General features: G+C 60.6%; 22 protein-coding genes, 2 tRNA genes and 1 riboswitch. Of the genes, 1 reads left to right on the forward strand and 23 read right to left on the reverse strand.

Annotation, left to right across the window (positions count from 1 at the left end; all coding sequences use genetic code 11):
• Nucleotides 1-21: 21 nt before the first annotated feature.
• From greA to asnB, 12 genes are all read right to left on the reverse strand, one after another.
• On the reverse strand, nt 22-492 hold the full coding sequence (gene greA, locus OIL88_09325) for a transcription elongation factor GreA (protein HJI72555.1): 471 nt from the start codon (nt 490-492) through the stop codon (nt 22-24).
• 106 nt (nt 493-598) lie between these two features.
• Nucleotides 599-874, reverse strand: a complete 276-nt coding sequence (gene tatA, locus OIL88_09330; protein HJI72556.1) for a twin-arginine translocase TatA/TatE family subunit — start codon at nt 872-874, stop codon at nt 599-601.
• Between the two features lie 113 nt (nt 875-987).
• Nucleotides 988-1064 (reverse strand) — tRNA-Pro (locus OIL88_09335).
• A 49-nt stretch (nt 1065-1113) separates the two neighbouring features.
• Entirely contained in the window at nt 1114-2010 is an 897-nt protein-coding gene (ispE, locus tag OIL88_09340) for a 4-(cytidine 5'-diphospho)-2-C-methyl-D-erythritol kinase (GenBank protein HJI72557.1), read from the reverse strand.
• 2 nt (nt 2011-2012) lie between these two features.
• Entirely contained in the window at nt 2013-2309 is a 297-nt protein-coding gene (locus OIL88_09345; GenBank protein HJI72558.1) for a Veg family protein, read from the reverse strand.
• Between the two features lie 183 nt (nt 2310-2492).
• Entirely contained in the window at nt 2493-2939 is a 447-nt protein-coding gene (dtd, locus tag OIL88_09350; GenBank protein HJI72559.1) for a D-aminoacyl-tRNA deacylase, read from the reverse strand.
• 3 nt (nt 2940-2942) lie between these two features.
• Nucleotides 2943-3584 carry an RdgB/HAM1 family non-canonical purine NTP pyrophosphatase gene (gene rdgB, locus OIL88_09355; protein HJI72560.1) on the reverse strand — a complete coding sequence of 214 codons (642 nt, stop codon included), beginning with the start codon at nt 3582-3584 and terminating at the stop codon, nt 2943-2945.
• Nucleotides 3585-3727: 143 nt separating this feature from the next.
• Nucleotides 3728-4453 carry a ribonuclease PH gene (gene rph, locus OIL88_09360; GenBank protein HJI72561.1) on the reverse strand — a complete coding sequence of 242 codons (726 nt, stop codon included), beginning with the start codon at nt 4451-4453 and terminating at the stop codon, nt 3728-3730.
• Nucleotides 4454-4507: 54 nt separating this feature from the next.
• Nucleotides 4508-5392, reverse strand: a complete 885-nt coding sequence (gene murI, locus OIL88_09365; protein ID HJI72562.1) for a glutamate racemase — start codon at nt 5390-5392, stop codon at nt 4508-4510.
• 51 nt (nt 5393-5443) lie between these two features.
• Nucleotides 5444-6355, reverse strand: a complete 912-nt coding sequence (locus OIL88_09370) for an HAD-IIB family hydrolase (GenBank protein HJI72563.1) — start codon at nt 6353-6355, stop codon at nt 5444-5446.
• Nucleotides 6356-6462: 107 nt separating this feature from the next.
• Nucleotides 6463-8025 carry a UDP-N-acetylmuramoyl-L-alanyl-D-glutamate--2,6-diaminopimelate ligase gene (locus OIL88_09375; protein HJI72564.1) on the reverse strand — a complete coding sequence of 521 codons (1563 nt, stop codon included), beginning with the start codon at nt 8023-8025 and terminating at the stop codon, nt 6463-6465.
• 111 nt (nt 8026-8136) lie between these two features.
• Nucleotides 8137-10017, reverse strand: coding sequence for an asparagine synthase (glutamine-hydrolyzing) (gene asnB / locus OIL88_09380; GenBank protein HJI72565.1), 1881 nt, complete (start codon nt 10015-10017; stop codon nt 8137-8139).
• 187 nt (nt 10018-10204) lie between these two features.
• On the opposite strand from asnB, the gene OIL88_09385 reads away from it, so the two are divergent.
• Nucleotides 10205-10280 (forward strand) — tRNA-Val (locus tag OIL88_09385).
• Nucleotides 10281-10894: 614 nt separating this feature from the next.
• Here OIL88_09385 and OIL88_09390 read toward each other — a convergent pair.
• The 11 genes from OIL88_09390 to groES form a co-directional block, all read right to left on the reverse strand.
• Nucleotides 10895-12178 (reverse strand): aminotransferase class III-fold pyridoxal phosphate-dependent enzyme, encoded by a 1284-nt coding sequence (locus OIL88_09390; protein HJI72566.1) that lies wholly within the window; start codon nt 12176-12178, stop codon nt 10895-10897.
• A gap of 69 nt (nt 12179-12247) precedes the next feature.
• Nucleotides 12248-13228 (reverse strand): acetylglutamate kinase, encoded by a 981-nt coding sequence (argB, locus tag OIL88_09395; protein ID HJI72567.1) that lies wholly within the window; start codon nt 13226-13228, stop codon nt 12248-12250.
• A gap of 81 nt (nt 13229-13309) precedes the next feature.
• On the reverse strand, nt 13310-14578 hold the full coding sequence (argJ, locus tag OIL88_09400) for a bifunctional glutamate N-acetyltransferase/amino-acid acetyltransferase ArgJ (GenBank protein ID HJI72568.1): 1269 nt from the start codon (nt 14576-14578) through the stop codon (nt 13310-13312).
• Between the two features lie 134 nt (nt 14579-14712).
• Complete coding sequence (argC, locus tag OIL88_09405; protein HJI72569.1) at nt 14713-15783, reverse strand: N-acetyl-gamma-glutamyl-phosphate reductase; 1071 nt, start codon at nt 15781-15783, stop codon at nt 14713-14715.
• Between the two features lie 257 nt (nt 15784-16040).
• Nucleotides 16041-16451: a pyridoxamine 5'-phosphate oxidase family protein gene (locus OIL88_09410; protein HJI72570.1), complete on the reverse strand. Its 411-nt coding sequence runs from the start codon at nt 16449-16451 to the stop codon at nt 16041-16043.
• 51 nt (nt 16452-16502) lie between these two features.
• Nucleotides 16503-16949, reverse strand: a complete 447-nt coding sequence (locus OIL88_09415; GenBank protein ID HJI72571.1) for a pyridoxamine 5'-phosphate oxidase family protein — start codon at nt 16947-16949, stop codon at nt 16503-16505.
• Between the two features lie 30 nt (nt 16950-16979).
• A complete protein-coding gene (locus OIL88_09420; GenBank protein ID HJI72572.1) occupies nt 16980-17780 on the reverse strand; it encodes an energy-coupling factor transporter transmembrane protein EcfT in 801 nt (266 codons plus the stop codon).
• On the reverse strand, nt 17780-19684 hold the full coding sequence (locus OIL88_09425) for an energy-coupling factor transporter ATPase (protein HJI72573.1): 1905 nt from the start codon (nt 19682-19684) through the stop codon (nt 17780-17782). The genes OIL88_09420 and OIL88_09425 overlap by 1 nt, the downstream gene beginning before the upstream one ends.
• On the reverse strand, nt 19681-20271 hold the full coding sequence (locus OIL88_09430) for an ECF transporter S component (GenBank protein HJI72574.1): 591 nt from the start codon (nt 20269-20271) through the stop codon (nt 19681-19683). The genes OIL88_09425 and OIL88_09430 overlap by 4 nt, the downstream gene beginning before the upstream one ends.
• Before the next feature lie 5 nt (nt 20272-20276).
• Nucleotides 20277-20469: riboswitch (FMN riboswitch) on the reverse strand.
• Between the two features lie 451 nt (nt 20470-20920).
• Nucleotides 20921-22558 (reverse strand): chaperonin GroEL, encoded by a 1638-nt coding sequence (groL, locus tag OIL88_09435; GenBank protein ID HJI72575.1) that lies wholly within the window; start codon nt 22556-22558, stop codon nt 20921-20923.
• 96 nt (nt 22559-22654) lie between these two features.
• Nucleotides 22655-22948, reverse strand: coding sequence for a co-chaperone GroES (gene groES, locus OIL88_09440; GenBank protein ID HJI72576.1), 294 nt, complete (start codon nt 22946-22948; stop codon nt 22655-22657).
• Nucleotides 22949-23100 lie beyond the last annotated feature (152 nt).

The raw sequence follows: 23100 nt of genomic DNA on the forward strand, positions 1-23100 counted from the left end.
ACCTTTACGCGGGACCGTGGTCTAGCGTGCGATCTTGGCGATGGTGTAGACGCGAGTCTTGCCGGAAGGCGTAACGACTTCGACGGAGTCGCCCTCGCCGTGACCGATGATGGCGTGGCCGACCGGAGACTCGTTGGAAATCTTGTGCTCGAGCGAGTTGGTCTCGGTGGTACCGACGAGCGTGACTTCCATGACCTCACCGTTGGGATCAATCAGAGAAACGGTGGAACCGATGGAGACGGTCAGATCACCTGTGGTGGCAGCAACCTGAGCGTTGGCAAGGATGGCCTGGATCTCGGCAATACGAGCGGCGTTCTGGGCCTGCTTGTCCTTGGCGGCATCGTACTCGGAGTTCTCCGAAAGGTCGCCGAACGCGCGGGCTTCCTTGATGTCCTCGACGATCTCCTTGGCGTAATCACCCTCACGCCAAGCGAGCTCCTCGACGAGCTTCTGGCGGCCCTCAGCGGTCAGTACGATCTGGCTTGCGTCCATACGGATATCTCCCCAACTCTGATCAAACAATCAACTGTCAACAAAACGAAAAAGACCGGCTAGCCTGCGGGCAAGCCGGTCAGGTGCTCACCCCAAAGGGATGGGACTACTCTGCGTCCGCGTCGCTGTCCTCTGCCTGCTTCTTCTTGGCAGCAGCGAGCTTGGCCTCGAGCTCAGCGATCTCCTTGTCCTCCTCGGACTGCTCGACCACGACCTCCTCGGCCTGCTTGGTCTCGGCCTTATCGTCGCCCTCCATACCCTCACGGATATTCTTGACGGTAGAGCCGAGGGACTTGCCGAGCTTCGGCAGGTTCTTGGGCCCGAAGATAATCAGGACAACGACGAGAATAATGATGAGCTCAGGAGCCCTCAGTCCAAACATGTAGACCTCCACAATACAGCGAGACAAGCTCGAATGAGTATACCGCGGGTCTCGCGGTATCACAACAATAGCTAAAAAAAAGGGACCGCAAGAAGCGGTCCCTCCTCATGCTCTGGTCGGGTTGACTGGATTTGAACCAGCGACCCCTGCGTCCCGAACGCAGTGCTCTACCAAACTGAGCCACAACCCGTTAGCTCGACTATAGTAACAAAGATTTTCGCCGCGTGCTAGATAAATTTTTATTTCTTTGGCGCTTCAATGCGAACCGTGTCGGAAACGAGCTCCGTTGCATAAGCCCACCAGCCGTTTTGTTGAGCCGTCGCCGCAAGATTGGCTGCCGTGGCGGCGCTATCGCAGAGAGCAAACGAGCAGGCACCCGAACCGCACACGTTTGTGGCAATGGTACCGTCCTGTGAACGAAGCCAGTCGAGCACCGTTTGAATCCGCGGCTCCATCTGCGCGGAAATGGCACCCAGGTTGTTGTGGACGAGCGCGTAGGCCGCCTCTGCGTCTCCCGAGCGAAGGGCAGATGCGATCGCTCCGGGCTTGTCCGCAGGCGCTGGGGTCTCGTCAAAACGTCGATAGGCTTCAATTGTCGAAACGCTTGCCTCGCGCGGCTTGACCAACACGACGGGCGTTGCGGGCAGCGCGGGATACTCAGTTGCCAGCACGTCTCCCCCACCTACGTAGAACGCAGGGCTCGCGTGCAAAAAGAAGGGAACGTCGGCGCCAATACCGCGCGCGATGTTGTCCAGCGCGGGATCGGTGCGATCAATTCCCCAGAGCTCCGCCAAGGCAACAATGACCGCGGCCGCATCCGTCGAGGGACCGCCCAAGCCGGCGCACAATGGAATGCGCTTCTCAATCGTCACGCAGATGTTTGCCTCGCGACCATAATGCTCGGCCATAGCAACCGCAGCCCGATACGCCGTATTCTTTTGCATGGGAAAATCTGATGACGGAACCGTCTGGACGGTCAACGCCTGCGCCGGCGTAACCGTCACGGTATCGGAAAGACCGACAGCTGCCATCAGGGAATCGACCCTGTGGTAGCCGCGGTCATCGCGCTCGGTATGAACCCCCAAGTAGAGGTTAATCTTTGCCGGCGCGGAAAGAGTCAGGGACCGATCGGTCACCGCTAGTGCTCCTCGAGCTGATTGCCGAGCGGGGTAAAGATATGCTCGCCGCTCTCGGGGTCGAACAGCTCGACCTGACCGGTGAGGACATCGATATACTGGTAGGACTGACGCGACTTGCGGCCGCGACGTTCGTCAACCTCGACGATAAAGACTGCCGGATGGACGCTCTTGATGGTGCCCATGCGCTCGACGACGCGGGTGCGGCCCATGTTGGCCTTCACCTTGACGCGATCGCCCACCATATCGGTCAGCTTCTCGTGGATGTCGTCGACGTGATTGACTTCCATCTCTTCCATGAACAGGGCCTCCAGAAGGTGCAATTCAAAAAGGGGATAATACCCCTAAGATAGACAAAACTCTAATACTATAGCACCCTGTTGCCGCTATACGCAAGTAGCTAAATCAGCCCCGTCCCAAATACGTACCAGACGACAACCTCGCATGACCAGTTGTTACGCGGTTTAGTAAAACCGCGTAACCTAAAGGTTGTCGGTATCGAGGACGATGGTGAATGGGCCGTCGTTGACGAGGTCGACTTTCATATCGGCGCCAAAGATGCCGTGCGCCACGTGTTCGACATCTTTGCGAACGAGCGTCAAGAAGTACTCGTAGAGCTCGTTGGCAACATCGGGGGCGCCGGCATCGGTAAACGATGGGCGGCGGCCGTGACGGCAATCGGCGAACAGCGTGAACTGCGACACTACGAGAACCTCGCCGTCGACATCGGCAAGTGCCAGGTTGGTCTTGCCGTTCTCGTCCTCGTTAATGCGCAAGCCGCGGAGCTTGCCCCACAGCTTATCAGCCTCGGCGCGCGTGTCGCCGTGGCCCACGCCCAACAGCACCAGATAGCCGCGCCCAATTTTGCCCACGTACTCGCCGTCGACCGTCACGCCGGCGTTGAGCACGCGCTGAACCACCGCACGCACGGCCTACTCCTCGCCCGTCAGTTTGGCGGATAGGTGCTCGAGCGCATGGAATCGATGGCTGATGGCGTTCTTCTCGTCCGCCGTGAGCTCGGCCATAGTCTTGCCCGGCGTATCGACCGGCAGGAACAGCGGGTCGTAGCCAAAGCCGTGATCGCCGCGGCCCTCGTGCGCGATAACGCCCTCACAGGCGCCCTCGCCATAGGTGACCAGGCCGTCCGTATCGATGAGCGCAACGACGCTCATAAAGCGCGCGGTGCGGTCCTCGTCTGCCACGCCTTCCAGATTCACGAGCAGCTTGGCATTGTTGGCGGCATCGTCGCCATGCACGCCCGCATAGCGCGCGCTATACACGCCCGGCTCGCCGTCCAGGGCATCAACGACCAAGCCCGAATCGTCGGCAATGGCCATAAGGCCCGTCTCCTCAACCGCGGCTTGGGCCTTGATGATGGCGTTCTCCAAAAACGTCGTGCCGTTTTCCTCGGGGTCCTCAAATTCGCCCAGCTGGCCGAGCGCCACAAAGCGCACCTCGGGCATGACCTTGCCCAAAATGGCCTCGATCTCGGTGAGCTTATGGGCGTTGCCCGTTGCCACGACAATGGTCGCCGCCGGGTCGAGGGTGTCGATGTCGATCTTCTCAAGTGCCATGAGTGGTCTCCTTGTCTCTATAGCAATGCCGCGCCGAGGGCGACGAGGGCCTCCGCCTCTCCCCTCTCAATCAACGGCAGTCTTATACTTCGACGTTTTCCCAGATAAAACCTGCCAAAATAAACCTGTCCCTTTTTGGCAGGTTAGGCGAGGGCTTGGCGCTGAAGCTCGATGAGCTCGGCGATACCCTTGTCACCCAGGTCGACCAGGGCGTTGAGGCGCTTGCGGTCGAAGGGCGCCTGCTCGCCGGTACCCTGGAGCTCGATCATCTCACCGGTGTCGGTGGCGACGAGGTTCATGTCGACCTCGGCATGGCTGTCCTCGGAATAATCGAGGTCAAGCAGCGTATTGCCGTCGACAACGCCCATGGAGATGGCAGCCACCTGGCCGATAAGCGGGATGCGCTCGATCTTGCCCGCCTCGACCCACATGGCGAGGGCGTCGTGCAGCGCCACCCAGGCGCCGGTGATGCTCGCTGTACGCGTGCCGCCATCGGCCTGAATCACATCGCAGTCAACGGTGACGGTGTACTCGCCGAGCGCCTTCATGTTGACGACGGTACGCAGGCTGCGGCCAATGAGGCGCTCGATCTCCATGGAGCGACCCTTGCGGTTGGCGTGCTCGCGCTTGCAGCGCTTGCCGGTCGACGCCGGCAGCATGGCGTATTCCGCGGTCACCCAGCCGGCCTTAGCTCCCTTTCGCCAGCCCGGCACGCCCTCCTCGATAGTGGCGGCGCACAGCACGCGCGTGTCACCGAACTCGGCCAAACACGAGCCGTGGGCGTGCTTCATGACCCCACGGGTGAGCTTAACGGGGCGTAACTCGTTGGCGGCGCGATCGTTGGCGCGGTTGACCTGCATGTACTCCATAGAAATTTCCTTTCGGCAAAAGATGTGGCGAAGGCTTTGGCGGCTGCCTTACATCTATTTCAGCTCATCGATATCGATATGTTCGATGCTCTTGAGCGGCTGACCAAAGATAAAGCTGCCCGCCACCGCAAACTCGGCAATGTTATCGGCCGTCGTGGCAAAACGATGCTGCGGCTCGGCGGCGTCGCCCGCCAGCTGCTCGCGGCGCGTGAGGATATCGGTCAGCTCGCGTGTGGTCTCCTCGGCGGAACTCACGACGCGCACCCCAGACCCCAGCGCATGGCGGATAGGTCCCACCAACAGCGGGAAATGCGTACAGCCGAGCACCACGGTATCGATACCGTGGTCGCGCAGCGGCTCAACCGTGGCACCCACCAGCGCACGCACGGCAGGCGTATCGAAGATGTCCTCGTTCTCAAGCCACTGTTCCTGCAGATGTGCACCCGAGGCGAGCTCGTGTTCGACAACCTCGACAAAGCTCGAGGCAGGACAGCCGTATACATCGACGCCGGCATCTAGATCCTGAATGGCGCGCGTGTAGGCGCCCGAGCGAATGGTGAGGTTGGTGGCGAGCACGCCCACGCGACGCGCACGCGTGCTGTTGATTGCTGCACGGGCACCCGGCGCGATCACGCCGATCACGGGAACGTCGAGCACCTGCTGGGCCAAACGCAAGGCCGCAGCGGTCGCCGTGTTGCAGGCGATGACCATAATCTTGACGTCGTGCTTCGAAAGCCAACGACCCGCCTGCAACGCAAACGAGCGCACCTCATCCTCGGTGCGCGTGCCGTAGGGGCAGCGCTTGGTGTCGCCAAAGTAGTAGACGGACTCGTGCGGCAGCGCCGTCGCGATGGCGCGCGCAACCGTCAGACCGCCCAAACCAGAATCGAACACGCCAATCGGGCGCGTGTCGCCTGCCGGATTCTCGATATCGGACATTACCTCACCAGTCTCTCTCGAAAAGACATGTCCAAGTGCGGCGGCGCCGCGCTACGAACGCGCCGCGACCAGCAGCTCTGCCGTCGCCGCCCAACCGTCGACAATTTTGCCGCGCGTAACGAAAGCGTTCTCGCAAGCAGCCAGGAACTCGGGCGCGCCGGCGCTCGTCAGGCCATTCTCGACCAGGCAGAACGTGCCCACGTGATCGGCCATGTAGAAGTCGGACTCGGAATCGCCGAGCGCCAACGTCTCCTCGCGCTCGATCCCCAGGTGCTCGCAGAAGTGCGCAATGGCGACGCCCTTGTTGAGGCCCGCGGGGTTGATGTTGAATGCGCGACCGTCCTCGACGCGATCGAGCTCGAGCGTCGTCGGCTTGGACAGGTGAGTCAGATGGCCGTTGCAAGCCCAGATCAGACCGCAGCCGGCCTCGTCCAGGATGGCCTGAACCTCATCGTCGGGCACATCGCCGCGCATGCCGACGGTGACCTCACGGTATTTGTAGCCGGTCGACATGTCGTTGTGATACTCGATCTTGTGCGGCCAGCGGGCGAGGATCTTCTCGCACACGCCGGTCTGCTCGATCACCTGGTGCGGCGTGAGGCCGCAAGAGGAGTCGTAGGGCATGTCGCCGGTCAGATACTCCCAATCGTTGGCTTTAAGGTCGTACATGACCAGACCGCCCATCTCGCCAATGTAGGAGTTGAGGCCGAGCACGCGCGCGTCCTCGTGGATCATGGTACGGTTGCGGCCCGAGGTGGGAACCACCTGAATACCAGCGCAAGCGAGCGCCACGACGGCCTCGACGAGTTTGGTCGAGGGGTTGCCGTCGTTGTCGCGCAGCACGCACGAGCCGGGTGCAAGCATCGTGGCATCCAGGTCGGTAAAGACGTACTTGACCTTGGCCAAGCGCTCGCGCATCTCGCCCGAAAGCTCGGCGACGGTCGGCAGGGTATTGTGGGACATGGTTACTCCGTTTACGTAGAAGGGTTTGGACTTGGACGGCATGTTTTGATTGAGGGAACACGCTTATGGCGACAGCGCACTCAGGGCGCCGCCGCCATCATGGTTCATTAGTCAAACTGGGCAACATCGATCAGGCGATTGGCCAGCGAAAGGTCGCTCTCGATGGGCACGAACTCGTCGCCCACGTGCATGAGCTCCTCGTCACCCTTTGCCAGCAGCAAGACAATGGTGGGAGCATCGGGGTTGACGTACTCCTCGCGCGCCGCCTTGAACGCCGCATGCACAGCGGCTTCGCGATCGAGGATGATCTTGTTCGGCGTATCGTCGGGAACATGTTCGGCAAGCTCGCGACAGACCTTCATCGGGTCCTCGTGAGCCGGGTCCTCATTGGCAAAGATCATCAGGTCGGAATACGGTGCGGCCTCGCGCGGAAGCTGCTCGCGGCGCTCCTGCGCCTTGCCGCCGGCAGCGCCAAACACCGCAATGACCGGACTAGCGGGAAACGCGCGCTTGACCGACGAGAAAAGCGAGCGGAACGAAAGCTGGTTGTGCGCGTAGTCGACGACACAAATTACGCGGCCGTCCTTCGACTCCACGACCTCCATACGGCCCGGCACACGCAGTTTTGAGAGGCCCTTCTTGATAGCCTCGATACCGATGCCGATCTCGCGCGCAGCGGCGATAGCGACCAGCGCGTTCTCCACGTTAAAGTCGCCCGCGATACCCAGCAGGACCTTCTCCCCCGCCTCGGACTCGTCGGCACACAAGCCATGCAAGTTGAACTCGATGCTAAAGCCGACCATGCGTACGTCGCTCGCCCACAGACTTGCCTCGGGATGCTCGACGCCAACGGTCACCAAGCGCTCGGCCGTCGACGCTGCCTCTAGCACACGGTCAACCTCTTCGGTGCCTAGATTCACCACGGCGGTCTTTGCCTGGTCAAAGATCCTGAGTTTGCTCTCAAAATAATCCTCAAACGTGGGGTGTTCGATCGGCGAGATGTGGTCGCGGCCGATGTTGAGGAAGCACGCCACGTCAAACGGCAGATTCTCGACGCGTTGGTACTTGAGCGCCTGGCTCGAAACCTCCATGACCATGGACTGGCGACCGGACGTGCGGCAGTTGGCGATATGGCGCCAGACCTCGGGGGCCTCGGGCGTAGTATTGGTGCTCTCGTAGCACTCGATGCCATCGTCGGTACTCACCGAGCCGATCATGCCGCAGGACTCGCCCGCCGCTTTGATAATCGACTGGAGCATAAAAGCGGCCGTGGTCTTTCCCTTGGTACCGGTGATACCCACGATCTTGACGTCGTGGTCGGGACGGTCGTAGACCTCCGGCGGCAACAGGGCCATGGCCGTGCGAACGCTATCAACAACCAGCATCGCAGCACCGCTCTCCTGCGCCAGCGGCTCCAGAGACTCGACCAGTGACTCCTCGCACACAAATGCGACGGCGCCCGCATCGAGCGCCATGCTCAAAAACGCGGGCTTAAAGGCAGCACCTTTGCAGAAGAACACGTCACCTGCCGAGACCGCGCGCGAATCAAACGAGCAACCGGTCACGGCACGCTCGTCAACCTGCTCTGATGCGCGCAGCTCGCCGCACACATCGAGAAGCTTGGCAAGCGTATCGACCGTGGTCACGGTCGCGGAATCCGAATGGTGCATCTTTCACCTTTCTCAGCCATTTGGCAGGGACGGTTTTATAGTAACTGAAACGCACCCACGCAAAAACGGCTCCCGGAGGAGCCGTTACGCGCAGGCGTTCGTCAGCCGAGGCTAGGCAGCCTGAACAGCGGGCTGGTCCTCGTCGATAAAGAAGCGCTTGTACCACACCAAGAACACGAGCGGCGTATAGATCTTGCGCTGGAAATCGCCCTTGCCCGCAAAGTGCAGATCGAGCAGGTGCATGAGTTCGTCGGTATCGAAGAACTCGCTTGCCCACGGCGCGGTGAAGTACTCCTTGACATAGTCGTACCACTTTTGCTCGCGCAGCCAGTAGACAATCGGCACCGGGAAGCCCACCTTGGGACGGGTGGCCCACTCATCGGGCAGCGACTTGTTGGCAGCGTGGCGGAGTACCTGTTTGTTGCCGTTCTCGTTGATGCGGTAGCGGTCGGGAATGTGCTCGGCGAACTCCATGACTTTGCGGTCCAGGAAGGGCACGCGCAGCTCCAGTGAGTGTGCCATGCACATCTTGTCGGCCTTGAGCAGAATGTCGCCCGGGAGCCACATGTTCATGTCCAGGTACTGCTTCTTGACCAGCTCGGGCTGACCCTTCACGCGCGCATAGATGGGAGCGGCAAGCTCGAAGGCGCCATCGCCGGTGTTGTACTCGGGCTTGAGCACGCCGTCGACCTCGCGCTCCGGCCATACCAGAGCCTGTCCCAGGAACGACTTCTCGGGGATCTCGGCACCCTTGACCAGGAAGTTATGTCCCTTGAAGTACGGCATATGCAGCGCCAGGTTACCGAGCGCGCGACGGATGGGCAGCGGCACCATCTTTTTGTACTTGCGCACCGGGACCGTGTCCTCGTAGTAGGCGTAGCCGCCAAAGAGCTCGTCGGCGCCTTCGCCCGAAAGCACGACGGTAACGTCCTTGCGAGCCATCTCGGCCAAGAACCACAGCGGCACGGAAGACAGGTTGGACTGCGGCTCGTCCATGTGATACTGGATGTCCTCGAGCGCACCGAAGAACTCGTCGGCGGTAATCATCTTGCGAACGTTCTCGACGCCGAGCTTATCGGAAAGCTCCTTGGCGTAGTTGGTCTCGTTGAAGTTCTTGTAGTCAAAGCCCACCGAGAAGGTCTTGTCGGGCATGAGGCAAGCGGCGATGTAGCTGGAGTCGACGCCACCGGAGAGGAACGACGCGACCTTGACGTCGGCGATGCGATGGGCCTCGACGCTCTCGTGCACGACCTCGTCCAGCTCGTCGACGTACTCCTCGAACGGCTTCTCGACGGCAGAGTAATCGCAATCCCAGTAGCGCTCGATGTTCATCTTGCCGGTCGGGATATCGACGGTAAAGTAGTGCGCCGGCGGCAGCTTGTAGACACCCTCGAAGAAGGTCTCCTCGGTTGCCGAATACTGCAGCGTCATGTACGGACGCAGGGCCTTTTTGTTGACCGCCTTGTGGAAGTGCGGGTAGTCCAGGAAGCTCTTGATCTCGGAACCAAAGAGCACGCCCGGAGCGCCGTCGCCCGCATCGGCCATGGGATAGTAGTAAAGCGGCTTGATGCCAAAGATGTCACGGGCGCCAAAAAGCTTGTTCTTCTTTTTGTCCCAGATGACGAAGGCGTACATACCGCGCAGGCGATCGAGGACAGCCTCGCCCCACTCCTCGTAGCCGTGCAGGAGGCTCTCGGTGTCGGCGCCGCAATGGAACTTGTAGCCCTTGGCTTCGAGCTCGGAACGGAGTTCTTGGAAGTTGTAGATCTCACCGTTGAAGACGATAACGACGCTGCCGTCCTCATTGGCCATGGGCTGAGCGCCGGCCTCGGTCAGGTCGAGGATCGACAGGCGGCGGAAGCCCAGGGCAACGCGGCCGTCGATAAACTGACCGCCCATGTCGGGACCACGATGGACGATGCGGTCCATCATCTTGGTGAGCACCTCGGATTGGTTATCCGTCCCACCGACAAAACCGACAAAACCGCACATATACTATCCCCTCTGCTGTTGCTGGGCATCAAATCGAATCAGTAGCTTTTGAGTATACCCGAGGGCGTAAAGAGGGGCGGAATGTTCAGGCAATCTCAACTGAATCAGCTCCGCCGTGACACGCGACGGTTACCTTTAATGGATATGAGATGAATGAGGCGATTGTTTTGCTATACTCTCTCCGCACGGGCGATTGGCGCAACGGTTAGCGCAGGTGCTTTACACGCACAAGGCTGGGGGTTCGAATCCCTCATCGCCCACCACCGATTTGGAAACGGTCCTCGAAAGGGGACCGTTTTTTGTTTGGGCCCATTTCATGGGATTCGAACCCGCAAGGGTGCGGAGCTGAGGAAACGCGAAGCGTTTTCCAGCGCAGCACGCGAGGAGCGGAGCGACGAAGCGGGGCGCGGGCGGCGCCAGCCGCACGCGGACATCCCTCATCGCCCACCACTGATTTGATAGGCTCCCAGCTATGGGGGCCTTTCTTTTTTGGGCCCAGCGCAGAGGGATTCGAACCCGCCAGCACGTCCGTCACAAAGGCCGTGGCCAAAAAATGGCAAAAATGAGTACTGTTACTAATTTTGTAGCAGCGATTTTTGGGTTTCGCTGGGTAAATCTAGCCCTGAATCAGCGATTTGAAGCCTTTGCTAGCTGTTTCCCCATTAACATAACTGAACATGTGTGGTCTAACTAATCCTAGATAGTCGGTTTCATATGAGATTCAGCTGGTAACAGTACTCATATTTGATGTTTTTTGACCAGCAGGTCTCCCCGCCTTAGCAAATCTAAGGCAAAACGGGCTCCAGACCGCTGAATCATGCCACATAGGGCACGTCCGCAGTCCGGAACCCGGTCAAAGTTAAGTTATTTCGCTGTGTTAGGCCAAAACGTCCGACAGGATCTCGATCAGACTGTCCACGTCGGATTCCTCGCAGACGAGCGGCGGCAGGAAACGCAGCGTATGGGCACCCGTAGCGTTAATCACGGCACCGGCGGCCAGCGCGCGGGCAACAATATCATGCGCGTCGCCCGCGGCATCATCCAAATCACAGCCGAGCATCAAGCCGCGGCCACGCACCTCGGTCACGTTCGGCAGCTTGGCGAGCTTTGCCTCCATATAGGCGCCTACCTTGGCAGCATGGTCGGCATAATCGCCGCGCACGAGCGCGGAGAGCGTCGCGGCGCACGCCGCGACAGCCAAGCAGCTACCGCCAAAGGTCGAGCCGTGGTCGCCCGGCTTAAACACGTCGGCAATCTCCTTCTTTGCTACGACGGCACCCATGGGCACGCCATCGGCAATGCCCTTGGCAAGGCTCATGATGTCGGGTTCCACGCCATAGGTTTGGAATGCAAACGGCTTGCCGGAGCGGAAGATGCCGCACTGGACCTCGTCGGCTATAAGCACGGCGCCCACTTCGTGTGCCAGGTCGCGCGCTGCCGCCATAAACTCCTCGGTCATGGGGTGCACGCCACTCTCACCCTGGATCGGCTCGAGCATCACGGCACAAATTTCGCCCCCCAGCTGCTTAAAGATCGCACGCAGTTCATTGATATCGTTGGGCGTACAGGCCACAAAGCCACCCGGCAGCGGGCGGAAACTATCCTGCAGCCAATCCTGCATGGTGGCGGCAATGGTCTCGAGCGTACGGCCGTGGAAGCCGCCGCGCATGCACACGATAGTGTTGCCGCCGTTACCGGCACGCTTGGCGTACAGGCGCGCAAGCTTCATCGAGCCCTCATTGGCCTCGGCGCCGGAGTTGGCAAAGAAGGTCTCCCAAACCTGCTCATCCGCAGCCGGGGCACCAAGAGCAGCTGCCGTGGTCTCATCGCCGGCGGCAATGGCATCGGCAAGCACGCGTGCACCATCTAAGTCGTCGTTGGCAAGCTTGGACAGCAGCGCCGCGACCTGTCCACGCTGCTCGATGTAGAAGTAATTGGAGACATGCATGAGCTTTTTGGTCTGTGCCTCGAGCGCCGAGAGCACAGCCGGGTCGCCATGACCTAGGCTGCACACGCCGATGCCGGCAAGAAAGTCGAGGTACTCACGACCATCGTCGCCGGTGAGTTTCATGCCGTGACCCTCGACAAACTCGACCGGAGAGCGGCCAAAGGTATGCATAACGTAATGGGATTCAAGCGATTGCTGAGCTGCAAGTGACATGGGATGCCTTTCGTTGAGCGCCGGACGGCGCAGGCCTATGGGTGCAGAAATGGGGCGGCTGCGGGTCAGTTAGACCGTCTGAAGCTTCTCGACCTCGTCGAGGTTCTCGGTCAGACGCGCAGCAAACGTCGAAAGCGGATGCGGATGCGTATCGAACTCGTAAGCCGTCTCGGTGGAATGGATCACGGTGCCGACGCCGGCATCGGTCAGCAGCTCCAGCAGCAGCGAATGCGGCGTGGTGCCGTTGATGATGTGAGCGCGAAATACGCCGCCGGCAAGCGCATCGACGGCCGCGCGCAGCTTGGGAATCATGCCCTTATCGACCTCGCCGCCGTAGAGCATTTCGTTAACCTCGTCGAGTGTTAGGTTGGAGATGAGTGAGTCTTTATCGCTAAAGTCCTTGTACAGGCCGTCGACGTCGGTCAAAAAGATCGCCTTGTGCGCGTGGAGCGCTGCCGCAACGGCACCGGCGGCGGTATCGGCGTTGATGTTGAAGAAACCGCCGTCCTCCCCCGCCGCGACGGTAGCGATAACGGGGATGTACTCGCTATCGAGTAAGCGCTCGATATAGTCGGTGTTGACGTGCGTCACTTTGCCCACGCGACCGAGCTCGGGATCGAGCGGCTCGGCGATGAGCGTGCCAGCATCGCTGCCCGACACGCCCACGGCCAGGTTGCCGTGGTGGTTGATGGCGGCAACCAGCTCCTGGTTAACCTTGCCGCCCAGCACCTCGCGCACGATATCCATAGTCGCCGGCGTGGTCACGCGCTGGCCGTTCTTAAACTCGACGGGGATGTCGTAGTGGCTCAGCGCCTCGTTGATGGCCTTGCCGCCACCGTGCACGATAACAGGGCGCATGCCGATGATCTTGAGCAGCACGATGTCGCTCATCACGTCGCGGCGCAGCTGCTCATCAACCATGGCGGCTCCGCCATATTTGATAACAACCGTCTTACCGGTCAGGTTCTTAATCCACGGCAGCGCTTCGAACAGCAGCTGCGCGGTTGCTTCGTTGGATTCGTTCGAACGACAATCGCGTGCGAATTTCATAATCTGCCTCGTCTTTCGTATCGTTATCGCGCCGTGCTCCGCTGTCCGCAATCGCGGCAAGATGCGCAGCGTGCCTGGAATCTAGGAACGGTAGTCGCCGTTAATGGAGATGTACTCATGCGTGAGGTCGCAGGTCCACACGGTCGTTGCCGCGTCGCCTGCGCCCAGGTCGGCCGAGATCACGATCTCGGGCGCCTCGAAACGTCGTAGAGCCTCGTCCTCGTCAAAGGGAACAGTCAGACCGTCGCGACAGACAGGCATGCCCATCATGTCGATGGAAACGTCTTCCTGATTAAACTTCACGCCGCACTTGCCAAGCGCCATAGCAACGCGGCCCCAGTTGCAGTCGTGGCCGGCGATGCAGGTCTTAACGAGCGGCGAGTTGGCAACGGCACGGGCGGCGATATCGGCCTCCTCGTCGTTGGCGGCGCCGGTAACGTTGACCGTAACAAGCTTGGATGCGCCCTCACCATCGGCGGCGATATTGCGCGCCAGGCTCTCGCACACCTCGTGCACGGCAAATGCCAACTCGTCAAAGGCATCGGAGCCCTCGACGATAGGCTCGGCATCTGCGGCAGCGGCGCCGGAGGCAAGCATGATGCAGGTGTCGTTGGTCGAGGTGTCGGAATCGACCGTTACCTTGTTGAAGGTCTGCTTGACGGTCGAGAGCAGCAGGGCATGAAGTGCCGCAGGCTCGACGGGGGCATCGGTGGTGATAACTGCGATCATGGTGGCCATATTGGGCATGATCATGCCCGAGCCCTTGCACATTCCGCCTACCGTATAGACATTGCCCGCATGACCCGCAGCCTCACTGACGTAGGATACGGCGTACTCCTTGGAGTGCGTGTCGGTCGTCATGATGGCGCGAGCGGCATCGGCGCCACCGTGGGCGGAGAGCGCCTCGTAGGCAGCAGGAATGGCAGTCTCAAATGTGTCGATGGGCAGAATCTGTCCAATCACGCCTGTGGATGCAACTAGGATCTGCTGGGATTCACAGCCGATGACCTGCGACGCGATGTTGCAGGTCTCGCGCGCGCATGCAAGGCCGGTCTCACCCGTGGCGGCGTTGGCATTGCCAGAGTTGATCGAAACGCCGGCGATGATACCGTAGCCCTTGTCGGCACCGCCCAGGTTGGCACGGCTCACCTGCACGGGCGCCGCGCAAAAGCGATTGGTGGTAAACACGCCGGCACCGGGACAGGGTTTATCGGGCACGACGAACGCGTAATCCAGACGCTCGGGGTTCTTGCGGAACCCAGCGTGGATGCCTGCAGCCTTAAAACCAGCCGCAGCCGTAACGCCACCCTCGACGGCGCGAATCTTGATATCAAACAGCTCGGTATTCATCGTCTTTATGACTCCTTATGTCAAACAAAAAACGGACATCGGTTGGTGCGCCATGCCAGTCGTAATCATGAGACCGGCTTAAGAGTGGCGCCCCACTCGATGCCCGACTACCAAATCGTTAACAATCGAATGTGCTACACCGGGCACGCCACTGTGGGCAAGCCTCGTCGCTCGTCAAAGCCAAAGACGATATTGGCGCACTGGACCGCTTGGCCCGCAGCGCCCTTGCACAGATTGTCGATGGCGCCCGTCGCCACCAGCACGCCCGCGCGCTTGTTGAGCGCGAGGCCAATCTGGGCGGCGTTGGTGCCGACAACCGAAGCCGTCTTGGGCTGCTGGCCGGTATCGAGCACGCGCACAAAGGTGCGACCGGCATAGAACTGCTTGTAATAGTCGACAACGTCCTCAAGAGCCAAGGAGTCGATGGCCTGCGGCGCGAGCGGCATCGTCACCGTGGAGAGCAGACCACGCTTGAGCGGTGCCAGGTGCGGGGTAAAGACGACGCGATCGGTCAGGCCAAGGATTTGCTCAATCTCGGGCGTGTGGCGATGCTTACCCACGCCGTAGGCCTCCAAGTTCTCGTCGGCGCTGCAAAAATGCGTACGAGCGTTGCAGGACTTGCCGGCACCCGTCACACCGCTGATGGCATCGACAATCACGGGACCGTTCTCGGCCACCCAGCCCGCACGCACGGCAGGAGCGGCAGCAAGGCTCGTTGCGGTGGGATAGCAGCCGGCGCAGGCGACCAGCACGGGTTTGCCGTCGGCATGATCGGATGCAGCGGTCTCCAAATCCTGGGAGAACAGCTCGGGCAGACCGAAGGCGCGGGTCTTGAGCAACTCGGGGCTCGTGTGCTCGGCGGCATACCAGGCCTCAAAGGTGGCCGGATCGCTCAGGCGATAGTCGGCCGAGAGGTCAATGCAGGAGACTCCCGCGGCAAGCAGGGCGGGCACCTGAGCCATGGCAGCCGTGTGCGGCACGGCCAAAAATACCGCGTCACAGTTCTTGAGCTCGGGGGCATCATGCGTCGTGAAGACAAGATCGCTTACGCCGGTGAAGCTCGGGTACACCGCAGACAACGGCTGGCCGGCATCGGCGTTGGACGTAATGGCAGCAAGTTCAAACTCGGGATGACCGAGGACGAGGCGAATGAGCTCGGCTCCGGCATATCCAGCCGCGCCGACGATTCCAACCTTCAAAGACATATCAGACTCCTTGTCTGCGATTTATGCACCGATGCGCATTTCGCAGCGGTCGTTATGAAGTGGGTTGAAACTTTAGCACCAAAAGATGCATGAATACGTAAATGGCTTGCATATTCATGCATTGAAACATTCCCGACACATTCGCTTGAAGGAATTGACAAATGGAGCGGGCCCCGTATTGACCGGCGCTCCTAACGGCGCCGGGCAATACGGGGCCCGCCCATGCGAAAACCAAGTTGTTAGGATGAGCCAGCTGGCTAGAGCTCGACCGGCACCCATTCGTCGTGATTGCAGATAAAGGCCTCGGGTTCCTCCACGCTAAAGAAGACGAGCGTGGGATCGCCTGCGCCCTCGTAGTGCTCGCCTAGGCGCTCCAGGTGCTTCCAGCCTGCCTCGCGCATATCGGGAGCGGCCTGGTCATCCAGACCCGCATGCCCGCGCAAGGTGAGCCAGCCATGGCCCGGCCACCAACTCGTAGCCTCAAAGCGTTGATTTTGCAGCAGCTCTTGCCACACGTCTTTGGTGCGCGCCGTTACAAACCACAGCTTGCCGTCCTGGATCTGCGCAAACGAAAACGGACGCACATGCGGCTGCCCATCAACGCTCGTCGCCAAATACCATGCCGGCACCGACGTCAGATACTCCAACACCGTATTCAATCCGTCCACGTTTCCTCCTGCCACTAGCCAATTTGGAACGGGTAGTTAATTTGAGACGCGCTAGAGCTCCAGATGCTCTTCGCTGCCGTCGATATCGCAGAAGCGGGCGGCGATATTGCGGACCGAGAAAAACGCAAGACGACCGTCGTTGGCGCTCTCATGCTTCTCGCCAATGCCCACCATGTGCTTAAAGCCTGCTTCGCGAACGCGGTCGCTCACCACCGCATCGTCCTCGAGCGAGGCCTCGCCGGACAATACGATCCAGCACTCCCCCGGCTTCCAGCCCGAAAGCTCAAACTTGGGGTTCGCGCTGAGCTCGGCCCACACATCCTTATCGCGCGAGGTGCAAAACCACAGCTTACCTTCATCGACCATGGCAAACGAAAACGGCCTCACGCGAGGCTGATGCCCGTCGGCCACATCGGTCGTGGCCAGATACCACGCCGGAATGCGCCTAAGATACGAGCAGGCGCGCTCGAGCTGCGCCGTGCGGTCGTTGTCGGTCATGGGAATCCCTTTCCTGCGCTCGAATCGCGCCTAAACAAGTTGAAGATTAATGACGATGACGCAGATGAGCAGCAGCGCTGTCACCACCGCCGCCAACGCATCGCCGCGGCCAAATGCAAGCGCATGCAGACGCGTGCGGCCCTGTTCGCCGTGATAGCAGCGTGCATCCATGGCAGCAGACAACGTCTCGGCATGACGGAACACGCCCGTGAACAGTGGAATCGCCACACTGCCGAGCATACGCACGCCGCCGAGCGGGCCACCCATTACGCGTGCACCACGGCTTGCCTGCGCATCGGCCGTCTGCTTCATCTCGGTGGCAAACTGCGGCATAAAGCGCAGCGCGATGCCCATGATCATGCCGAGCTCGTGCGCAGGGAGCCCCACACGCGCAAACGGCGCGAGCAGGCGCTCGAAGCCCACGGTGAGGTCGAGCGTCGGTGTGGTGAGCGTGATGGCGCTCATACCGGCCATCATCAAGGTCAGGCGGCACGCCATAAAGGCGGCGGAATGCAGCGAGCCCTCGCTTATCTGCAGAAAGCCGAGCTGCCACAGGATGCGCCCACTCTGATCGGTAAACAAGTTGAGCACCGCAACCACGACGACGATTGCCAGCAGCGGCGCCATCGACGACAGAACGCGACGAACCGGCACCCGAGACACGGCATAGATCAGCACAACGAAAATGGCGACCGGCGCCAGTCCGCGGAAGCCACTGACCGTGAGCGTCATGATCAGAAACACAAAGCCCAAGAGCAACTTGGTTCGCGGGTCCAGGCGGTGGATTGCACTATCGCCGGGATAGTAGCTGCCAAACGAAAACGCCTCCATTAGCAGCCCTCCTCTCGCGCGACCGTCTTGGATTTAGCAATGTCCGCGACGTTAGAAGGACCGTCTGAGCGACCGATCAGCAAATCTGTCAGCTCGTCGGCCAGCGACTCAACCGTATAGAGCCCGCCGCAACGCAGCGGCACGCCCGCTTCCGCGAGCGCCAACGCCATGCGCTGGGCGGCGGGAACGCCCAAGCCGATCGACTTGAGCTCATCCGCATGCGCAAAAACCTGAGCGGGCGTGCCCTCGGCAAACACCGCGCCCTCGTTCATCACGACAATACGGTCGCAGCAATTGGCCAGGTCATCCATACTATGCGAAACCATGACAACGGTCAGGCCATCGCGGTGAAGTCGACCGATAAGCTCAAGGAAATCCCTGCGCGCAGCCGGATCGAGCCCCGCCATGGGTTCATCGAGCACCAGGACCTCGGGCTCCATGGCGAGCACGCCGGCGAATGCCACACGCCGTTGCTGACCGCCCGAAAGCTCAAAGGGACTCTTGTCGCCGACCGTGGAAAGATCGAGGCCCACGCGCGAGAGTGATGACTCGACACGACGGTCGACTTCATCTTGCGGCAAGCCAAGGTTGTGCGGACCAAACGCCACGTCCTGCGCCACGGTTTCGGCAAACAGCTGACGCTCAGGATACTGAAATACCACGCCGACCTTGGCCTTAACCGCAGCGGCGTCTTTCTTGTTTGATAGGTCGAGCCCCAGCGCGCGAACGGATCCCTCCTGGGGGCGAATCAAACCGTTGAGATGCTGGACCAGCGTCGACTTACCCGAACCGGTATGACCTGCCAAGCCCAGGAACTCGCCGCGACGCACCGTCAGCGATACATCGCGCAGCGCCCACGGACTGCTGGGGTCGTTTCCCCAGAGAGCCTGTTTGCTCGATTTGCCCGCAGTGACCGAGCGCTTATGCCAGCGGCGGCGCTCGCGGGCACTCAGCGAGTAACTATGCGAGAGGTGCGAAATCTCGATGACGGGCTCCGACACGGCTGTCCCGTCGGTTGCAGAGGAGACGTTGTCGAGCACACGAGAATCGGATGCAGAAGGCCGCCCTGCGGTGTCTTCCCCACTCCGGTCGGCATATACCTGCGCAATCTCGGCGACCATATCCGCCTCGCGCACCTGCGCATGAACGGGCACGCCCTTCGCACGAAGCGCCATGCCCAAGCAGCACGACGCCGGCATATCCAGGTTGAGCTCCACGAGCCCATCTGCCCGCGTCAGAATCTCCTCGGGCGTACCGAGCATGGCAACGCGCCCCGCCCGAAACACCGCGACACGATCGGCCTCGGCGGCCTCTTCCATAAAGTGCGTAATCATCACGATGGTCATGCCGCGTTCGTGCAGCACGTGACAGGCCTTCATAAGGCCCTTGCGCCCGCGCGGATCGAGCATCGAGGACGCCTCGTCCAAAATGAGCACGCGCGGTTCCATGGCGAGCACACCGGCAAGCGCCACACGCTGCTTTTGACCGCCCGAAAGCGCATGGGTCTCGTGGCGCTCAAAGCCCACCAGGCCCACGCCCTTCAGCGCCTCGCGTACGCGCTGCGCAATTTGCGCCGATGGCACGCCAAGGTTTTCGGGACCGAACGCAACGTCATCTTCGACAAGCGTTGCCACCAGCTGGTCGTCGGGATTCTGGAACACCATGCCTGCGGTCGAACGAATGTCGTAGACCAGCTCGGGATCGGACGCATCCATACCGTTGATACGTACCGTGCCCGCATCGGGCTGCAGCAGCGCATTCAGATGCTTGGCAAACGTCGACTTGCCCGACCCATTGCCACCGAGGATGCAGAAAAACTCCCCGTCCTCGATGTTCAGATCGACACCGTCGAGTGCCGACACGGCACCGTCATAGCTAAAGGAAACGCCCCGACACTCAATCATGCGCGGCCTTTGACCTGGTCCTTTTTAGGCGTGATGAGGTTGGAGACCGCTTTATACACCGCCAGTGTCAACACCGAGTTAAGCACGGTCTTGATAAGGTTGAACGGCAGCACGGCAGGAATCATGAGCGGGGCGATCACATCGACCGAGCCATACCAGAACCATACGCCAATGGTAAGGTTTGCGACCATAGACAACGCCGTAGCGGCAATAACGCCGAGCACCAGGCCAATCACGGCACCCTTATAGGTATGCATCTTCTGATAGACGATAGCCGCAGGCAGAATGTAGCCCAGCGTGGCAACCAGGTTCATAAGCGCGCCGACCCAGTCACCCGTGGTGAGCGCATGGATAACGATAGCCATAGCGGCAACAGCAGTGCCGGCGCCAGGGCCATACGCAAAACCGCACACCATCGCCGGCACCAGCGACGGGTCATACGTCAAAAACGGCGCCGAGGGAAGAATGGGTAGCTGCACATACATAAACAGGGCGCCCAAGGCGCACATCAACGCCATGGTTACGAGCTGTTTGGTGCTCCACCTATTCGTGTTCTCAAAATGGATATGCTGCGACTGTTCAGACATAAGATCACCTGCCTCTTTCATCCGGACTCTAACCGTTGGTACTGGGATCTCACCAGTTCAGCCGGCATGCGAACCAACGCACACACGGGTCGCGGACTCATCGGCTCGGTCACAGGAATCTCGCCTGCGCCACGGCGTCCCTTTGACACCGCCCGATTTACCGCCAGTGGGGAATTTCACCCCGCCCTGAAACAGCAATTGCAAGTGTAGCACGAGCAATCGTTCGCGCAAGTATGCCAAGGGTAATTTGTGGCGGGGATCAGTTGCCGCAACAACCACGTTCCCCACCCATCCCAAAGTAACGCGCCTTTCGCGCAAAGCGCGAAACAGCGAAGGGGACAAGCCACTGCACCAACCACATCCTCCACTCGCCCCAAAATGGCGCGCCTTTCGCGGCAAAGCCGCGAAACAGCGACCGGGACACGTATTCCCAACAACCAAGTCCTCCGCCCACGCCGACCTCAAGGCCGTAAACGCAGGGAATCCGGGGGCGTGACGGGGGCTTCTCTCCGGAACATTCCGCAGGACGCAAAGAGGCTCCGCAGCGCGAAGCGCGATGCGGAGCCTCTTTGCATGTCCGAGGACGTTCCGGAGAGAAGCCCCCGTCACGCCCCCGGATTCCCGGTGGGAGTTCTAGACCTTGTCGGCCTTAGTACATACCGCCGCCCTGCTGACCAGCGGTAGCAGCAGCGATAGCGTCCTCAAGCTGAGTGTTCTTGGGCACATCGGAGACGGTAGCCTCGGTGATGAGGATCAGGCTGGCGACAGAAGCAGCGTTCTGCAGGGTGACGCGGCTGACCTTGACGGGGTCGAGGACGCCCATCTCGATCATGTCGCCCCACTCGCCGTTGGCAGAGTTGAGACCCTGGCCGGCGGGCAGCTCGGCAACCTTGTCGACCACGACAGCGCCCTCAAAGCCAGCGTTCTTGGCGATGGTGGCGACCGGAGCGGTCAGAGCCTTCTTGACGATATCGACGCCAATCTTCTCCTCGGGGTCGTCGATCTCGACAGCATCGAGCGCAGGAGCAGCGTCCATGAAGGCGACGCCACCGCCGGCGACGATGCCCTCCTCGACAGCAGCGCGGGTAGCCTGCAGGGCATCCTCAACGCGGTGCTTGATCTCCTTGAGCTCGGACTCGGTAGCAGCGCCGACCTTGATGACGGCAACGCCACCGGAGAGCTTGGCCAGGCGCTCCTGGAGCTTCTCACGGTCGAAGTCAGAGGTGGTGTTCTCCATCTCGCCCTTGATCTGAGCGATACGGGCGTCGATGGCCTCCTTGGAGCCAGCACCGCCGACGACGACGGTGTTGTCCTTGGAGATGGTGACGGACTTAGCGGTACCGAGCATATCGGCGGTGATGTCAGCGACCTTCACGCCCAGCTCGTCCAGGGCAGCCTGGCCACCGGTGAGGACGGCGATGTCCTCCAGGATGCGCTTGCGGCGATCGCCGTAGCCCGGGGCCTTGACGGCGCAGACGTTGAGGGCGCCACGGATCTTGTTGAGGACCAGGGTAGGCAGAGCCTCGCCATCGATGTCCTCAGCGATGATGAGCAGGCCACGGCCAGCGCGCTGGACAGCCTCGAGAACGGGCATGATGTCCTGGACGCTGGAGATCTTCTGGTCGGTGATGAGGATGTACGGATCCTTCATCACGGCCTCCATGCGGTCGTTGTCCGTGACGAAGTAAGCGGAGACATAGCCCTTGTCGAACTGCATGCCCTCGACGGTGTCGATGGTGATGTCGAACGTCTGGGAATCCTCGACGGTGATGACGCCGTCCTTGCCCACGACCTCCATGGCCTCGGCGATCTTCTCGCCGACCTCGGGGTCACCGGCAGAGATGGTACCGACGGAAGCAATCTGCTCCTTGGTCTCGACCGGCTTGGCCTGCTTCTTCATCTCGGCGACGGCGGCGTTGACGGCCTTGTCGATGCCGCGACGGATGGCCAGCGGGTTGGCGCCAGCGGCGACGTTGCGCAGGCCGTCGTTGACGATGGCCTGGGCGAGCAGGGTTGCGGTGGTGGTGCCGTCACCCACGGTGTCGTTGGTCTTGGTGGCGACCTCCTTCACCAGCTGGGCGCCCATGTTCTCGATGTTGTCCTCGAGCTCAATCTCCTTAGCGACAGAAACGCCGTCGTTGGTGATGGTCGGGGCACCGAACGTGCGCTGCAGCGCAACGTAGCGGCCCTTGGGGCCCATGGTGACGGTAACGGCGTCGGCCAGGGTGTTGACGCCCTTGGCGAGCTTAGCGCGGGCATCGGTGTTGAACGTAATGTTCTTTGCCATGGTAGGTAATCCTCCAAAAGAAATGTGACTCGCGTCGCCGCTTCCGAGTCCTATGCGGCGGGCGCGTTCAAAGACGAATCAGAGATTCTGACGAGACTAGGCCTCGACGACAGCGTAGATGTCGTCGGCGCGCATCAGCAGATACTTCTCGCCGTCGACCTTGACCTCGTTGCCACCGAACTTACCATAGATGACAACGTCACCGACCTTGACGTCCATGGGGATGCGCTCACCCTTGTCGTTGACCTTGCCGGCGCCAACGGCAACGATGGTGCCGCGCTGCGGCTTCTCCTGGGCGTTGCTAGCGATATACAGACCAGAAGCGGTCTTCTGCTCGGCCTCGTCGGGCTTGACCAGAACACGATCTGCAAGCGGCTTCAAAGACGACATGCTTGTCTCCTCCTTTTTGGGCCGCGTGGTTATGCCACGCGAATTAACCCTTTTTGTTTGCGTACGCGTTGAATGGTACCCACGAATGGCGGGTTATACAACACGGAGTCAAAAAATCTTATTTTTTGGCACTTAGATTTTCTGAATGCCGG

This window comes from Coriobacteriaceae bacterium (assembly GCA_025992855.1).
Classification (GTDB): Bacteria; Actinomycetota; Coriobacteriia; order Coriobacteriales; family Coriobacteriaceae; genus Collinsella.

Bases quoted from the DNA above. Each gene is read 5' to 3' on its own strand.
- rph (HJI72561.1), bottom strand. From the start codon at position 4,453: ATGGAGTACATGCAGGTCAACCGCGCCAACGATCGCGCCGCCAACGAG.
- OIL88_09425 (HJI72573.1), bottom strand. From the start codon at position 19,684: ATGATTGAGTGTCGGGGCGTTTCCTTTAGCTATGACGGTGCCGTGTCG.
- OIL88_09430 (HJI72574.1), bottom strand. From the start codon at position 20,271: ATGTCTGAACAGTCGCAGCATATCCATTTTGAGAACACGAATAGGTGG.
- murI (HJI72562.1), bottom strand. From the start codon at position 5,392: ATGTCCGATATCGAGAATCCGGCAGGCGACACGCGCCCGATTGGCGTG.
- OIL88_09345 (HJI72558.1), bottom strand. From the start codon at position 2,309: ATGGAAGAGATGGAAGTCAATCACGTCGACGACATCCACGAGAAGCTG.
- OIL88_09420 (HJI72572.1), bottom strand. From the start codon at position 17,780: ATGGAGGCGTTTTCGTTTGGCAGCTACTATCCCGGCGATAGTGCAATC.
- groES (HJI72576.1), bottom strand. From the start codon at position 22,948: ATGTCGTCTTTGAAGCCGCTTGCAGATCGTGTTCTGGTCAAGCCCGAC.
- OIL88_09390 (HJI72566.1), bottom strand. From the start codon at position 12,178: ATGTCACTTGCAGCTCAGCAATCGCTTGAATCCCATTACGTTATGCAT.
- tatA (HJI72556.1), bottom strand. From the start codon at position 874: ATGTTTGGACTGAGGGCTCCTGAGCTCATCATTATTCTCGTCGTTGTC.
- groL (HJI72575.1), bottom strand. From the start codon at position 22,558: ATGGCAAAGAACATTACGTTCAACACCGATGCCCGCGCTAAGCTCGCC.
- asnB (HJI72565.1), bottom strand. From the start codon at position 10,017: ATGTGCGGTTTTGTCGGTTTTGTCGGTGGGACGGATAACCAATCCGAG.
- OIL88_09370 (HJI72563.1), bottom strand. From the start codon at position 6,355: ATGTCCCACAATACCCTGCCGACCGTCGCCGAGCTTTCGGGCGAGATG.
- OIL88_09375 (HJI72564.1), bottom strand. From the start codon at position 8,025: ATGCACCATTCGGATTCCGCGACCGTGACCACGGTCGATACGCTTGCC.
- greA (HJI72555.1), bottom strand. From the start codon at position 492: ATGGACGCAAGCCAGATCGTACTGACCGCTGAGGGCCGCCAGAAGCTC.
- rdgB (HJI72560.1), bottom strand. From the start codon at position 3,584: ATGGCACTTGAGAAGATCGACATCGACACCCTCGACCCGGCGGCGACC.
- argB (HJI72567.1), bottom strand. From the start codon at position 13,228: ATGAAATTCGCACGCGATTGTCGTTCGAACGAATCCAACGAAGCAACC.
- argJ (HJI72568.1), bottom strand. From the start codon at position 14,578: ATGAATACCGAGCTGTTTGATATCAAGATTCGCGCCGTCGAGGGTGGC.
- OIL88_09415 (HJI72571.1), bottom strand. From the start codon at position 16,949: ATGACCGACAACGACCGCACGGCGCAGCTCGAGCGCGCCTGCTCGTAT.
- argC (HJI72569.1), bottom strand. From the start codon at position 15,783: ATGTCTTTGAAGGTTGGAATCGTCGGCGCGGCTGGATATGCCGGAGCC.